Genomic DNA, 14,632 nt, shown 5'->3' on the forward strand with positions numbered 1-14,632 from the left:
CCGACCTCGAATCCAAGGCCTTCCTCGACACCGAGTTCCCCTACTTCGGCGGCCAGCAGGCCAACCGCATCTTCGCCGAATCCGCCCGCAACGTCAGCACCGCCTGGTCCTACCTGCCCTTCCAGGTCTACGCCAACTCCCTCTTCAACGACACCGTCGGCAAGGCCTACGTCTCCCCCACCACCCTCACCGACGGCCTCAAGGCCTGGCAGGACGCCAGCGTCACGTACGGCAACGACCAAGGCTTCACCGTCAACAAGTAGACGTGTCACGACCGGCGCTTCGTGGTGTTCGCGGCGCCGGAGGGCGACGCCTCCTTGCCGCCGGCGGCGTGCGCGGAGGCGGCGAGCGGCAGAACCGCTGCCGCGACGGTCCTCGCACCGGGAGGAGGCCTGGGTGCGCGGACCTGCCCGGCGGCCCCGGTTCCGTTTCCTGCGGTCACTCGCCGACGGCCTCGGACCAGTTCTTCCGCACCACCCGGAGCGCCTCCTCCAGTTGTGCGGCGCCGGGAAAGGCCGGAGGGGGTCCTTCGACCGTCGGCAGCCGCGCCGCCTTCTCCTCGTCGAGCGTGCCGTCCTTCGCCATGACGTCCATGAGCACGGGACGGGCGTAACCGCTCAGCCGCAGGTTCTGGCCCTGGGTGCTCGCCAGGTACTCCATCCACAGCCGCGCCGCGGCGGGGTGGGGGGCGTGCTTGTTGATCGCCTGGGCGTAGTACTGCGAGAAGCTGCCGTCGAAGGGGATGGAGACCTTCCACCGCACGTCGGTGCCGCGCAGCTCGTCGACGTGCCGCAGGTTGAGGAAGTCCCACTCGATGCTGATCGGGGTCTCCCCCCGGGCGATCGCCTCCGGGTTGGGGTTGCCGCGGTTGTAGTTCCCGACGTCACGGAGCTTCGCGAAGAAGTCGATGCCCGGTTGGATGTCGTCGAACGAGCCGCCGTTGGCCAGGGCCGCCGCGTAGACGCCGGCGAAGGCCGAGCCGGCCGTCGTCGGGTTGCCGTTCAGCGCGACCATGCCCCGGTACTCCGGCTTGAGCAGGTCGGCGAAGGAGGCGGGGCACACCGCCACCCTGCTCCGGTCGCAGCCGATGGACACGTAGCCCCCGTAGCTGTTGAACCAGGCTCCGTCCGGGTCCTTCTGGTTCGCCGGGATGCTGTCCCACGGGGCGACCCGGTAGGGGGCCAGCAGGCCCTCCCTCGCGGCCGACTGCGCGAAGGCGTCGCCGAGGTCGAGGACGTCCGGGGCGCTCGCCTTGCCGCGGCTCCGCTTGATGTCCTCGATCTCCTCCTGGCTCGACCCGAACGGGTTGCTGTTGACGATCTCGATCCCGTACTTCTTCTCGAAGCCGTCCATCAGAGCGCCGTAGTTCGCCCAGTGCCGCAGCAGCGTCGTCGTGTGGAGCGTCCCTTCCTTCTGGGCCGCCCTGACCAGCGCGTCCATGCCGCCGGCCTCCTCGGCGGAGCCCGCCACCGCGGGGGCCACCACGCGTACCGGCTCGTCGTCCTCGCCACAGCCGGCCAGGCCCGGGGCCACGGCACAGAGGCAGACGGCGAGGACGGCGGCGCGCACCCGAAGCAGTCCGACCATGACGTCTCCGGAGGGTCCGAAGGGAACGGTGGAGGTCTTTCCAGGCTACTCGGGCACTCACGCGATGTCCGTGCGGAGCTTCCCCGCTCCGCCGGGCCGGAGGGCCCTCACAGCTCGACGTCGTCCCACTGGCCGAGGATGTCGTCCTCCCCCAGGTGGTCCAGGTCGGGCCCCGCGCCCGGTGCGGTCGCCTGGGCGGCCCAGATGGTCTTCCCCCGGGGGGAGTACCGGGTGCCCCACTTCTCGGCGTACTGGGCGACCAGGAACAGGCCGCGGCCTCCCTCGTCGGTGTCGCTGGCGCGCCGGATGTACGGGGCGGTGCTGCTTCCGTCCGAGACCTCGCAGACCAGCGAGCTGCCGTACAGGAGCCGCACCCGGATGGGTTCGAGGCCGTAGCGGACGGCGTTGGTGATCAGTTCGCTGAGGATGAGTTCGCTACCGAACGAAATGTCGTCGAGGCCCCACTCGGCCAGCTTGCGGGCGCAGGCGTTGCGGACCGGGCCCACGGCCGCCGGGTCGCGCGGCACGTCCCAGACGGCGACCCGGTCGGCGTCCATGCGGCGGACGCAGGCGACGAGCAGGGCGACGTCGTCGCCCGCCCCGGTGGGCAGCATCGTGTCGATGACGGCGTCACAGGTCTCCTCCGGCGTGCGGTCGGGCCCGGCGAGGGCCCTCCGCAGGGCGTCCAGGCTCTCGTCGGGGTCCCGAGTCCGGTCCTCCAGGAGGCCGTCGGTGTAGAGAACGAGCCGGGAGCCCTCCGGCAGGGTCGTCCGGACCGTCTCGACCGGCATGCCGGCGCCCAGTCCGAGGGGCGGGGAGACGGGGGGCGCCAGGAAGTCCGTGCTCCCGTCCGGGCGGACGACCACGGGCGGCAGGTGCCCCGCGGTGGCCACGGAGACCTCGCCGGAGACGGAGTCGTAGACGACGCACAGGCACGTTGCTCCGGTGATCGTCTCCTCCCATTCCCCGGAGGACGCGTCCCGGAGGTCGAGGAGGCTCACGAGTTCGTCCAGCCGCCGGATCAGTTCGTCCGCGGAGAGGTCGAGGGCCGAGAAGTTGTGCACGGCGATCCGCAGCCGGCCCATGGTGGCCGCGGCGTGCAGGCCGTGGCCGACGACGTCGCCCACGACCAGCGCCACCCGGGCCCCGGGCAGCGGGATGACGTCGAACCAGTCGCCTCCCACGCCCGCCTCGGCGGGCAGGTAGCGGGACGCCACGTCGAGCGCCTCGTCGCCGGGGAGGTTGCGGGGCATCAGGCTGCGCTGGAGGGTGACCGCCATCGCGTGCTCGCGGGTGTAACGGCGGGCGTTGTCGATGGACACCGCAGCCCTGTTCGCCAGCTCCTCGGCGAAGGACAGGTCCTCGTCCGAGTACGGCGGTGAGGCACCCGCGCGCCAGAAGTTCGCCACCCCCAGCACCACGCCCCGCGCGCGCAGCGGGACGACCGCCAGCGAGTGGATGCCGTGGCGGAGGACCTGGCGGGCCCGTGTCTCGTCCTGGGCGCGCCATGCGGCCGAGGAGGCGAGGTCGTTCTCCACCACGGAACGTCCCTCGGTGACGCTGACGTCGACCGGCGAGCCGGGGACGAAGCGGATCAGCTCCCCGGAGGGATAGAGGGGGTGGTCCTCGGTGAGGCCGGCGATGGCCGTCCGGCGCAGCTCGGTACTCGCCCCCGCGGGTTCCTCCCCGCTCAGGACGGGGTCCAGGAGTTCGACGGTGACGATGTCCGCGAAGCCGGCGGAGGCCACCTCCGCCAGTTCCTCCGCGGTGCGCACGACGTCCAGGGTGGTGCCGATGCGCACCCCCGCGTCGTACAGCAGGCTCAGTCGCTCCCTCGCCACCTCGGCCCGCCCGGAGAGGGAGCGCAGCTCGGTGGTGTCCCGCAGCGTCACCACGCTGCCGTGCTGGCCCCCGGGGGGCAGGGCGACCCGTTTGTTGAGAGCGAGGAGGCGGTCCGCCGCGAGGTGCACCTCGTCGGTGGCGATCCGGTCCGAGGCAAGGAGGGCGGAGAGGGCGGGGTCGAGGCCGAGGTCCGCGACGCGGCGGCCCTCGACGTCCGCCGGCAGGTCGAGCAGTCGGCGCGCCTCGTCGTTGGCGAGCAGCAGCCGGCCGTCCCGGCCGGTGATGAGCACGCCCTCGCGGACGGCGTGCAGGACCGCGTCGTGGTGTTCGTACATCCGGGTCATCTCCGTCGGCCCCAGACCGTGGGTCTGGCGGCGCAGCCGACGGCTGACCAGCCCCGTGCCCAGGGCGGCAAGGGCGAGGGCGCCGGCCGTGCTGCCCAGGAAGGCGGGCAGCTGCTGGTCCAGCGAGTCCTGGACCTTCTCGACCGTCACCGCGGCGGAGACGATGGCGACGACGTCCCCCCGGGCATCCCGGACGGGGGCCGCGGAGACCACGGAGAGCCCCAGGGCGCCCTGGAAGGTACGGGTGAAGGCACGGCCGGCGGCGGCTTCGGCGTAGGGCCCGATGACGTGCTTGCCGAGCTGGGTGGGGTCACTGTGGGTCAGTGTGATGCCGTCGAGCTCGTACACGATCAGGGCGTCGATGCCGGCGGCCTTGCGGGCGCCTTCGGCGAGGGGCTGGAGTTCGATGGTCGGGAAGTCGTTCTGCAGCGCCCGTACGAGACCGGGGGCGTGGGCGAAGGACTGGGCGGCGGCGACGGTCCGGTGCCGGGCGTCGGCCATGGTGTCGCGGCGGGCCTGGACGACGAGCGCGACGACCGCCGCGGCGGCGAGGAGGACGACGAGTACCAGCTGGAGAAGGAAGACCTGGCGAGCGACGCTCCGGGTGGTCAGCCACGACCCGAGGCGTCGGCGTCCCCCGGCAGGGCTTTGGAGAGGATCACCTCTCTGAGGGCCGTTTTCTCCGCTCATAATCCACATTTATCCCTTTTGGCGCTCGCCTGGCAAGCATGGCCTCTCCGCGCACCGGGGCTCCGGGGAGCGTCAGGCGCTCTCCCGGTCGGCCAGGACGAGCCGGCCCACCTCGCGGTTCAGGACCGACCGGGCCTCCTCGTCGAGGGCGTCGTCCGAGACGAAGTAGTCGATCTCGTCGAGCCCGGCGAACCGGCTGAGCCCCACCACGCCCCACTTGCTGTGATCCGCGACCACGGCGAACCGTGCCGCGGAGTCGATCAGCGCTCGGTTGGTCTGCGCCTCGGCGAGGTTCGGGGAGGTCACTCCCGCCCGCTCGGACACGCCGTGGGCGCCCATGATCAGGAGGTCCACCCGCAGCGAGCGGATCGCCTGGTCGGCCAGCGGCCCCACCAGCGACGCGGACCTCGTCGGGGCACCGCCGGTCAGGAGTACGGTCGGGGCGCCCGCGTCCGGCTCCTCGGCGTACCCGCGCAGCAGGTCGGCGACGGGCAGCGAGTTGGTGACGACGGTGAGGCCGGGGATGTGCCGGAGCCGGGTCGCCACCGCGAAGGCGGTCGTGCCGCCCGACACGGCCACGACGCTGCCCGGCTTCACGAGGTCGGCCGCCGCCGCGGCCACCGCGGCCTTGGCCGCCGACTCCAGGTTGACCTTGGCCTCGAAGCCGGGTTCCTCGCCGGTGGTGGCGGTCGAGGTGGCGACGGCTCCGCCGTGCACCTTCTCCACGGAGCCGGACCGCGCCAGCGCCTCCAGGTCCCGCCGGACGGTCATGTCCGAGACCCCGAGCCGCTCGACGAGGTGGGCCACCCGCACGGCGCCGTCCCGGCGCACGAGGTCGAGGATCACCGCTCGCCGCTGCAGCGCAAGCACCGATTCCTCCGTTCCCCTGTCATCCGCCTGGGGCGGGAACCGGTCGGCACGAGACCCACCGAATGCATCAGATCCGAACAGAATACATACCTCCGTCTGGGGGGCGGCACCCGAGCGTCCCGGGCGGTGCACGGCGGACGAGGCCGGTCAGGCAGGGGGAGGCTGCCTGACCGGCCGGGGTGCTACGAGGTGGTGAACTGCTGGTTCGGGGCGGCCGAGCAGGTGGACTGGACGGCCGCGGCACCGTTCGCGGTGGAGGCACCGGTCACGTCCAGACACTTGCCGCTGTGCCGGGCGAGCAGGGTGACGAAGCCGTCGGGCGTCCTGTGCACCGCCCACTGCTGGTTGGCGCCGTCGTTGCAGGCGTACTGGAAGGTGACGGCACCGTCGGCGGTCGACTCGTTGGTGACGTCGAGGCACTTGCCGCTGTGCCGGGCGACGACGTTGACGTAGCCACCGCCGGCGGGTCGCAGGGACCACTGCTGGTTGGTCGCCCCGCCGCAGGTGTACTGGACCACCTGGGCGCCGTCCGCGGTCGAGGCTCCGGTCACGTCCAGGCACTTGCCGCTGTGCCGCATCCGCAGCGGCACCCACGTGTCCGAGGCGACGGAGCGGAAGGTCCAGGACTGGTTGGCACCGGTCGTCGGACGGTAGACGCCGACGGGCGCGCCGTCGCTCGTGGACTCCCCGCTGACGTCGAGGAGCTTGCCGCTCGCGCCGTTGACCAGGGTGTGGCGGCCCTCGCCCGTGGTGGAGAGCATCCACTTCTGCTCGGCGGAGGTGCCCGCGTTCACCAGGGCGAGCGAGTCGCCCTGGGCGGAGAGTGCCTTGCCGTTGGCGGCACTGGTGATCCGGTAGGCGGCGGTGTTGCTCCAGTCGGTCGAGGAGAGCTTGGTGAACTTCCACTGCTGCGCCGCGGTGCCGGGGCTGGAGGTGCGCTGGACCAGGGTGCTCTGACCGCCGCTGGTGGCGACGGCAAGGGCCTTGCCGCTGTGGTCGTTGAGCAGCTGCCGCGCGGCGCCGGTGGGGGCGGTGGTGTCGGAGACGTTCACACCGGTCGCGCCGGGCAGGACGAAGGTGGTGACGGAGCCCGCGCCGACGGTGGCGGTGAGCGTCTTGCCGACGGCGGTGAGGTCGCTCTCGCGGTGGAGGTTCTTGGAGCCGTCGGTGGTGTAGCGCTGGACCGCCCCGGTGCCGACGGTCTGGAAGCCGCCGAGGTTCAGGGTGAGGCGCTGCGGGTCGCCGGTGGGGTTGGTGTGCACGACGACCGCGCCCTGGCCGGCCGGCCGCAGGGCGGCGAAGGTGTCGGCGTTGTCGGTGTTGATGACGCGGGCGCCGGGTCGGACGAACTTGGTGTAGTTCGCCAGCGCCCAGTACTTCTTGTTCTTGCGGAGCGGCTCGGTGGCCGCGTCGGCGGGGGTGAAGTCGGTCTGGATGAGGCCCCAGTTGGAGTTCTCGCGCCCCGGCGTCATGTTCTCGTAGTCCTCGACGGCCTGCCACAGGACCCAGGCGCGGGGTTCCAGTTCGCGGAAGTCCTCGTTGACGCGCTGGGTGAGGTCGAGGGCGGGGCTCATGTCGGTGAAGCTCTGTCCGACGCTGCCGCCGAGGTCCACCTCGGACATCCAGAGGGGGGTGGCCGTCCCCTTGGCTATGTCACGCGCTCCCATCCGGCCGCCGGTGCTGTAGGTGTGGGTGTTGAGCCGGCCGATCGCGGCCTTGGCCGCCGGGTCGTAGCTGTCCCAGTTGGCGCGGAAGGTGTTCGGGTTGGTCTCGTCCATGGCGGCGATGCGCGTGGTGACGCCGTCGGCGTTCAGCCGGTCCCGCATGGTGGTGATCATGCGCGCCTGGGAGGCGGGTTCCCAGTGGGAGCCCTCCTGCCGGCCGCCCGCCCCCCAGTAGTCGGTGTCGGGTTCGTTGATGGGGGAAAGGGTGTCGAAGGTGACACCGGTGGCGTCCTGCGCGCGCTTCATGGCGCCCGAGAGGTACGCGGCGAACCGTTCGTACTGGTCGGAGCGGAGGTTGTCCTCCCCGGCGTTCCAGTTGCCCGAGACCAGACCGCTGTTGGTCATGAAGTAGGGCGCGGAGTTGGAGAAGGCCTCGAAGGTGTCGGCGCCGCGCGCCTTGGCGGCGGTGAGCCACCATCGCTGGTTGGCGTCGGCGTTCGGGTTCCAGTGGGTGGGGTCGTTCGGGTCCCACCAGTCGGGGGACTCGGGTCCCGGGCGGTTCCACCAGCCGGGGACGGCGGCACCGGCCCGCATGTAGGGGGTGGTCTCGGGGCTGTCGCCGCCGCCGATGTTGTAGCGGGCGATGGTGAAGCCGAGGCCGTCCGCGCCGTAGAGGGCGTCCGCGAGCGCGTCGCGCTGGGCGTCCGGCCAGCCCCCGGTCACGTTGGCGAACCAGGCGAGAGCGGTACCCCAGCCCTCGAAGGGCTGCTGCTGGTAGCTGGGGTCGGGGCGGACGGTCACCGCCTGACCGGTCTCCTCGGCGGCGGCGGACGCCGCCGGCGTGAGGCCGGTCGCGAGGAGCGCGGCCACGGCGGCGGTGCCCAGGATCGTGCCGCTCCTGCGCATGCGGTTCGGGGGGCGTTCACGGGTGGGGGGCATGGTCGGTCTCCCTGAGTGGGTCGTCGGTCACCGGGGGCCGCGCGAACGGCGGGCGGGTGCGGACGGGCGGGTGCGGACGGGCGGTGACGGGTGGGGGGGGGCAGGCCCCGGCGCGGGGCCGGGGCCTGCCCGGTGGCGGTCCGGACGACGGTCAGGCGGCCGTGCGGATCCACTTCTGGTTGGCGGCGTTGCTGTTGCAGTTCCACTGGATGAGCGGCGTGCCGTCACTCGTGGACGTGTTCATGACGTCCAGGCACTTGCCGCTCAGGACGGAGGACAGCTGCACGGTGCCGCCGGAGCCGGACACCCTCCACTGCTGGGCGGACGTGCCGTTGCAGGCGTACTGGGCGATCGCGGCGCCTTCGGCGGTCGAGCCGCCCTGCGGAGCGAGGCACTTGCCGCTGTAACGGGCCACGATCTGCACCCGGTTGTTGCCGGCGGACTTGAGCCAGAACTGCTGGTTGACGCTGTTGCCGCAGCCCCACTGGATGAGGGCGGCGCCGTCGGCGGTGGAGCGGTCGGCGACGTCGGCGCACTTGCCGCTGTGCGAGGCCTTCAGCGTCTCCCAGGTTCCGAGGCCCTGGACCGTGCCGGCGGCCGTGTCGATGGCGAGCTGGGGGTGGTAGTCCATGGTCATGGTGGTGTTCGTGGGGAACTTCAGCGGGGCCCAGACGTACTGGGAGTCGTTGACCATGCCGCCCATGGAGTTGCCCCAGCGGTCGCCCATGTAGAGGTACGAGGTGCCGGACGTGCCCTGGACCGGCAGGACGTACGCGGTCTGGGAGCCGTAGGTGTTCCAGTCGCCGATGTCCTGCAGGCCGGTCCAGGCGCCGGTGATGCTGGTGGCGGTGGCGTACTTCTGCTGGTTGGGGGACCAGCCGGTGGCTCCGGAGGTGAGCAGGAAGTACACGCCGTTGCGCTTGAACATCGCGGGTGCCTCCCGCCACTGCCCGGCCCACAGCTTGTTCACCTGGGCGTCGATGGCGGTGTAGTCCGAGGTCAGCCGGTAGACGTGCAGGTCGGCGTTCTCGTTGGCCGCGGAGATCATGTAGCCCGTGCCGTCGGTGTCGACGAACGTGGTGATGTCACGGGACATGTGGCCGAGCGGGCGGAAGCTGCCCTTCCAGGAGTAGTCCCCGTCGACGGTCGAGGAGACCGCGACGGCGGCACGCGCCTCCGAGTAGTCGGTGGCGCTGCCCTCCTTGTGCATCCACATCACGAACTGGCCGGTCGCGGCGTTGTAGACGACCTTGGGCCGCTCGATGTTGGCCCCCACGAGTTCGGGGTGCGTGCTCTCCGTGAGGACGTGGTGGCGGAACTCCCACGTCTTCAGGTCGGTGGAGCGGTAGGCGGAGACGTACCGGAAGCTGTTGTCGGCGTGGCGGTTCTCGCCGAACCAGTAGTAGTACGAGCCGACCTTGAGGACCCCGCCGCCGTGGGCGTGGACCGGGTTGCCCGCAGGATCGGTGAACTGGGTGGCGTTGGTGACGGTGACGGCGGCGGCGTGGGCGGTTCCGGCGGAGCCGAGGAGGGAGAGGAGAACGGCACAGAGCGCGGTCAGCACGGTGGCCGTCCCCGAGGATGTGCGTCGCATGAGCGCGTACCTCGCGGTCTGGGGAGGAAGTGACGGGTGGGGGATGGGGCAGGCGGAGGCACACCTCCGGTGCGGAGGCGTCCTGCGGGTGGGTGGGGCGCGCCGGTGCCTCACGTGGCGGGCGGGGTGATCGCCGCGGATGGGTCAGGCATCGCCGACGGATGGTGACCACCGGGTTACACGGAGATGTCACCTCGCCGTGTTCGCGTTAACACGAGCGCTTGGGTCGAGAGTTTGGGAGGGCCCGTCGGGGCTGTCAAGGATTCGGACAAGATCCGGCGAAGTTTGACCGGTCGGTATGTTTACGCCAACATAACGAGGAGCCTCCGCGCGGAGGCCGTTGATGTCTTCCGGCGGAGGGTCGCGCGCATGGCGACGGACAACAGAACACGGTCGCCCCGATCAAGGCCGGCCCGCCAGTGGCCGTCCATGGCGGACGTCGCCACGATGGCGGGCGTCTCCTCGCAGACGGTCTCCCGGGTGGCGAACAACCGGCAGAACGTGGACTCCGCCACCCGCGAGAAGGTGCTCTCCGCCATGCAGGCGCTCGGATACCGCCCCAACACGGCGGCCCGCGCCCTGGTCACCGGCCGGTTCGGGGCTCTGGGCGTGGTCAGCTTCGGCATGGGCGCGCACGGCAACGCCCGTACGCTCGGCGCCATCGCCGACGCCGCCCGCGAGGCGGATTTCTCCGTGAACTTCATGGGCGTCCGCGCCCAGACCGAGGCCGCGGTGCGCCACGCCTTCCAGCACCTGATGCTGCAGTCCGTCGACGGCATCGTGCTGGTCGAGTCGCAGATGCTGGACACCCCGTCGCTGCGCCTGCCGCCCGCCATGCCGGTGGTCGTCGCCGACGGCGACACCGGCCACGACCACCCCCATGTCGACTTCGACCAGGCTCACGGGTCGCAGAGCGTGGTCTCCCACCTGCTCGGCCTCGGCCACCGCACGGTCTGGCACCTCGCGGGCCCGGTCGACTCCTTCGCCGCCCGCAGGCGCGCCGAAGCCTGGCGCCGCACCCTGGCCGACGCGGGCGCGCCCGTGCCGCCGCCGGTGTACGGGGACTGGTCGGCGCGGTCCGGCTACCGGGCCGGGCTCGACCTCGCCCGGCGGCCGGAGGTCACGGCCGTCTTCGCCGCGAACGACCAGATGGCGATGGGCCTGACGCGCGCCCTGCACGAGGCGGGCAGGACCGTGCCCGGGGACGTCAGCGTGGCCGGTTTCGACGACATCGCCGAGGCCGCCTACCTCCCCACCCCCCTGACGACCGTGCACCAGGACTTCGAGGTGGTCGGCAAGCACTGCGTCGCGCTGCTGCTCGACCAGATCGAGGGCCGCACGGACGGACCGCTGCGGCGGGCGGTGGAACCCGTCCTCGTGATCCGCTCCAGCACGGCTCCCCCGCGGCCCGGCACCTCCGCCTGAGGCGCCCGGGCCCCTCCCGCCCGGCCGCCGCGCGGCCCGGCCCGCGGCCGGTCCGGCGCGCCCGCCGACGTCGACCCCACCGTCGGCGGGGCTCCCGCGCGGGCGCGCGGTGTCAGCTCTCCCGTCCGCGCCCGCCGGCGCGCGCGGTGCTGCTCCGCTCCACCAGGGTGGTCGGCACGAGGCGTACCCCCGTGACCGTCTCGCCCGCCAGCTCCCGCAGCACGGCCTCGACGCACAGCGCTCCGACCTGCGCGAAGTCCTGGTGGACCGTGGTCAGGGGCGGAATGAAGGAGGCGGCCTCCGGGACGTCGTCGAAGCCGACGACGCTCACGTCCCGGGGGACGCGCACCCCGCGGTCGTGGAAGGCCCGCAGCACGCCGAGGGCCATCTGGTCGTTGGCGACGAAGACCGCCGTGCAGCCGGGCTCGTCGGCCAGCCTCAGGCCGGCCTCGTAACCCGACTCGGGGGTCCAGTCCCCGCGCAGCACGGGCGGCACCGCGCACCCCTCCTCGCGCAGCGCCTCCTCCCACGCCTCGGCGCGGCGGCCCGCGGCGAAGGACTCCTGGGGCCCCGCGACGTGCCACACCGTGCCGTGCCCGAGGCCCAGCAGGTGCCGCACCGCGGCGCGGGCGCCCTGCCGCTGGTCCGTGTCCACCACCGGGAAGTCCGTGGCGTCGGAGTCCACCACGACCACCTTGACGTGCGGCGGCAGGGTGAGGGCGGCGGCGTCGAGCAGGTGCACCTCCATGATCAGCACGACGGCGTCGACCGCCAGCTCGTCGAGGCGGGTGAACGCCCCCTTGACGTTGTCCTGGGTGGGCGCGTCGAGCGGGATGAGCGTGACCGCGTACCCCGCGCGGGACGCCGAGCCGGCTATGGCGTCCAGGGTCCGGACGTTGCCGGTGCTGGTGAGTCCCATCGTGATGACGCCGATGGCTCGAAAGTCACCCCGCTTGAGGGCGCGAGCCGCGCTGTTGGGACGGTAGCCCAGCTCCTTCATCGCGTCGAGGACCCGCTTCCGGGTGGCCTCGACGACGGCCGCGTCCCCGTTGGAGACGCGCGACACCGTCTGCGAGGAGACCCCCGCCCGCTGGGCGACGTCCGCCATGGAGATGCGGCGCGGCCTGGCCCGCGTCCCCTTCCGGCCGCCGGTCCCGCCCGCCGCCGACCGGCCGGTCTCATTCTGCTCGGTCACCCGATTCCCTCTCATTCGCTGCCACTTCGTGCTTGACGCCCCCCAGCGGGAATGTCACCATCACGCTACCGATGATTACGTAAACATTTCTCGTCGGCCAGCCCTCTCGCAGGGTCGGTTCTCGGCCTCCGGCCTCCCTCCGCCTCAGGCCCCCCACTTCGCTCCCGTCTCCGGACCGCCCGGTCACCGACGCTAGGACCCAGCCATGACGCTCCTGTCGACGCGCGCTACGGCAGCACCACCGCCCCGCCCACGAGCCCGCTTCCGCCTCCGCAAGGAGGCCCTCGTGGGCTGGGGATTCGCCGGCCCGTTCGTCGCGGTCTTCGGCCTCGTCTTCCTCGCCCCGATCGGGTACGCCGGATACCTGAGCCTGTTCCAGGACCGGCTCATCGGCGGCACCTCCTTCGTCGGTCTCGACAACTACGGCGAGGCCCTGACGGATCCCCGCTTCTGGGACGGCCTGACGAGGGTCGGCCTCTTCCTGCTGGTGCAGGTGCCGATCATGCTGGGCATCGCGCTCCTCGCGGCCCTCGCGATCGACAGCGGCCGGCTCTACGGCAAGACCTTCTTCCGCGTCTCGATCTTCCTGCCGTACGCCGTGCCCGCCGTCGTCGCCAGCCTCATCTGGGGCTTCATGTACGGCGACCAGTTCGGCCTGGTGGGCAACATCAACGAAGCGTTCGGCATCAGCCTGCCCAACCCGCTCTCCCCCTCCCTGGTCCTCGCCTCCATCGGCAACATCGTCACCTGGGAGTTCGTCGGTTACAACATGCTGATCTTCTACTCCGCCCTCAAGGTCGTCCCGCGCTCGCTCTACGAGGCGGCGGCGATCGACGGCGCCGGCGAGTGGCGGATCGTGACCTCGGTCAAGCTGCCGGCCATCCGCAGCGCCCTGGTCATCGCCACGATCTTCTCGATCATCGGCAGCTTCCAGCTCTTCAACGAGCCGAGCATCCTGCAGAAGCTCGCCCCCAACGCCATCACCAACGACCTGACTCCCAACCTCTACACGTACTCGCTGTCCTTCTCGGGCCAGCAGCACAACTACGCGGCGACCGTGGCGATCGTGATGGGCGTGATCACCGCGATCATCGCCTACACGGTCCAGCTGCGCGGCATGCGGAAGGGCTGAGCCATGACCACCTCCATGACCACCGCGGCCGCCGAGCCGACCCCGTCCGCGGAGCCGCGGACCGGTGCGGTCCCCGCCTCCGCGCACCGCGCCCGCCCCGCCGCGGACGGGCGCCGCCGACGGCGCCCGCACACCCCGCTCAACCCCCGGCGCAGCGTCCCGCTGACCCTCCTCACCGGCCTGGTCCTCGTCTACACCCTGCTCCCGCTCGCCTGGCTGGTCATCAACGCCACCAAGAGCCAGCGGGGACTGCTCGACTCCTTCGGGCTGTGGTTCGCCGACGACTTCGACCTGTGGGACAACATCACCCGCACGCTCACCTACGACGACGGCGTCTTCGTCCGCTGGCTGCTCAACACCCTGCTGTACGTCGCCGTCGGCGCGGGCGGCGCCACGGTCCTCGCCGTCCTCGGCGGCTACGCCCTCGCGAAGTACGACTTCCCCGGCCGCAAGGCGGTCTTCGCCGTCGTCATCGGAGCCGTGGCCGTCCCCGGCACGGCCCTCGCGGTGCCCACCTTCCTGATGTTCAGCAACATGGGCCTGACGAACACCCCGTGGGCCGTCATCATCCCCTCCCTGATCTCCCCCTTCGGGCTCTACCTGATGTGGGTCTTCGCCGCCGAAGCCGTCCCCACCGAGCTCCTGGAGGCCGCGCGCATCGACGGCTCCGGCGAGCTGCGCACCTTCTTCACGATCGCGCTGCCGCTCCTCGTGCCCGGCACCGTCACCGTGCTGCTGTTCTCCATGGTCGCGACCTGGAACAACTACTTCCTTCCGCTGATCATGATCAAGGACCCCGACTGGTACCCGCTGACCCTCGGTCTCAACGCCTGGAACGCCCAGGCCCAGACCGCCGGCGGCGAGGCCGTCTTCGACCTGATCGTCACCGGCTCCCTGCTGACGATCGTCCCGATCGTGGCCGTCTTCCTGCTGCTCCAGCGGTACTGGCAGTCCGGCCTGGCCGCCGGCAGCGTCAAGGAATGACCGCGCACCCCCGATCCTCCTCCCGGAGAACCCTCCCCGCCCGCACCACCGACCAGGAGCACCTTCCATGCGCACCCACACCTCCCGCAGACTGCTCGGCGCCCTCGCCGTGCTCGCCACGCTCTCGCTGACCGCCACGGCCTGCGGCTCCGACGACTCGGACGCCGGCACCGGCGGCACCACGGGCCCGAAGGACATCGCCGCCGCGCTGGAGAAGGGCGGCAAGGTGACGGTCTGGGCCTGGGAACCCACCCTGAAGAAGGTCGCGGCGGACTTCGAGAAGAAGTACCCCAAGGTCGACGTCGAACTCGTCAACGCCGGCACCGGCGACAAGCAGTACACCGCCCTGCAGAACGCCATCGCCGC

General features: G+C 71.7%; 9 protein-coding genes and 2 pseudogenes. 5 read left to right on the plus strand and 6 right to left on the minus strand.

What is annotated here, in order from left to right; genetic code table 11:
* Nucleotides 1–263, plus strand: a pseudogene (locus AB0E19_RS37335) (sugar ABC transporter substrate-binding protein); the annotation flags it as partial.
* A gap of 175 nt (nt 264–438) precedes the next feature.
* Here AB0E19_RS37335 and AB0E19_RS37340 read toward each other — a convergent pair.
* The 5 genes from AB0E19_RS37340 to AB0E19_RS37360 form a co-directional block, all read right to left on the minus strand.
* Nucleotides 439–1,587 carry an extracellular solute-binding protein gene (locus AB0E19_RS37340; RefSeq protein WP_362189286.1) on the minus strand — a complete coding sequence of 383 codons (1,149 nt, stop codon included), beginning with the start codon at nt 1,585–1,587 and terminating at the stop codon, nt 439–441.
* A 107-nt stretch (nt 1,588–1,694) separates the two neighbouring features.
* Nucleotides 1,695–4,463 (minus strand): SpoIIE family protein phosphatase, encoded by a 2,769-nt coding sequence (locus tag AB0E19_RS37345; RefSeq protein ID WP_362189289.1) that lies wholly within the window; start codon nt 4,461–4,463, stop codon nt 1,695–1,697.
* Between the two features lie 72 nt (nt 4,464–4,535).
* Nucleotides 4,536–5,333 (minus strand): DeoR/GlpR family DNA-binding transcription regulator, encoded by a 798-nt coding sequence (locus AB0E19_RS37350; RefSeq protein ID WP_362189292.1) that lies wholly within the window; start codon nt 5,331–5,333, stop codon nt 4,536–4,538.
* A gap of 182 nt (nt 5,334–5,515) precedes the next feature.
* Nucleotides 5,516–7,936 carry an RICIN domain-containing protein gene (locus tag AB0E19_RS37355; protein ID WP_362189295.1) on the minus strand — a complete coding sequence of 807 codons (2,421 nt, stop codon included), beginning with the start codon at nt 7,934–7,936 and terminating at the stop codon, nt 5,516–5,518.
* Nucleotides 7,937–8,087: 151 nt separating this feature from the next.
* Nucleotides 8,088–9,530 carry an RICIN domain-containing protein gene (locus AB0E19_RS37360; protein ID WP_362189298.1) on the minus strand — a complete coding sequence of 481 codons (1,443 nt, stop codon included), beginning with the start codon at nt 9,528–9,530 and terminating at the stop codon, nt 8,088–8,090.
* Nucleotides 9,531–9,959: 429 nt separating this feature from the next.
* On the opposite strand from AB0E19_RS37360, the gene AB0E19_RS37365 reads away from it, so the two are divergent.
* Complete coding sequence (locus AB0E19_RS37365; protein WP_362189301.1) at nt 9,960–10,955, plus strand: LacI family DNA-binding transcriptional regulator; 996 nt, start codon at nt 9,960–9,962, stop codon at nt 10,953–10,955.
* 112 nt (nt 10,956–11,067) lie between these two features.
* Here AB0E19_RS37365 and AB0E19_RS37370 read toward each other — a convergent pair whose 3' ends face one another.
* Nucleotides 11,068–12,063, minus strand: a complete 996-nt coding sequence (locus AB0E19_RS37370; protein WP_362189310.1) for a LacI family DNA-binding transcriptional regulator — start codon at nt 12,061–12,063, stop codon at nt 11,068–11,070.
* A gap of 292 nt (nt 12,064–12,355) precedes the next feature.
* Here AB0E19_RS37370 and AB0E19_RS37375 point away from each other — a divergent pair, with 292 nt between their 5' ends.
* The 3 genes and pseudogenes from AB0E19_RS37375 to AB0E19_RS37385 form a co-directional block, all read left to right on the plus strand.
* Nucleotides 12,356–13,282 (plus strand): sugar ABC transporter permease, encoded by a 927-nt coding sequence (locus AB0E19_RS37375; RefSeq protein ID WP_362189304.1) that lies wholly within the window; start codon nt 12,356–12,358, stop codon nt 13,280–13,282.
* Nucleotides 13,283–13,285: 3 nt separating this feature from the next.
* The gene (locus AB0E19_RS37380) at nt 13,286–14,266 is read left to right on the plus strand and encodes a carbohydrate ABC transporter permease (protein ID WP_362189307.1); all 981 of its coding nucleotides are present in this window, start codon (nt 13,286–13,288) and stop codon (nt 14,264–14,266) included.
* Nucleotides 14,267–14,333: 67 nt separating this feature from the next.
* Nucleotides 14,334–14,632: pseudogene (locus AB0E19_RS37385) on the plus strand (sugar ABC transporter substrate-binding protein); the annotation flags it as partial.

The sequence above is a fragment of the Streptomyces sp. NPDC047974 genome, from assembly GCF_040653375.1.
In the GTDB taxonomy this organism is placed as follows: Bacteria; Actinomycetota; Actinomycetes; order Streptomycetales; family Streptomycetaceae; genus Streptomyces.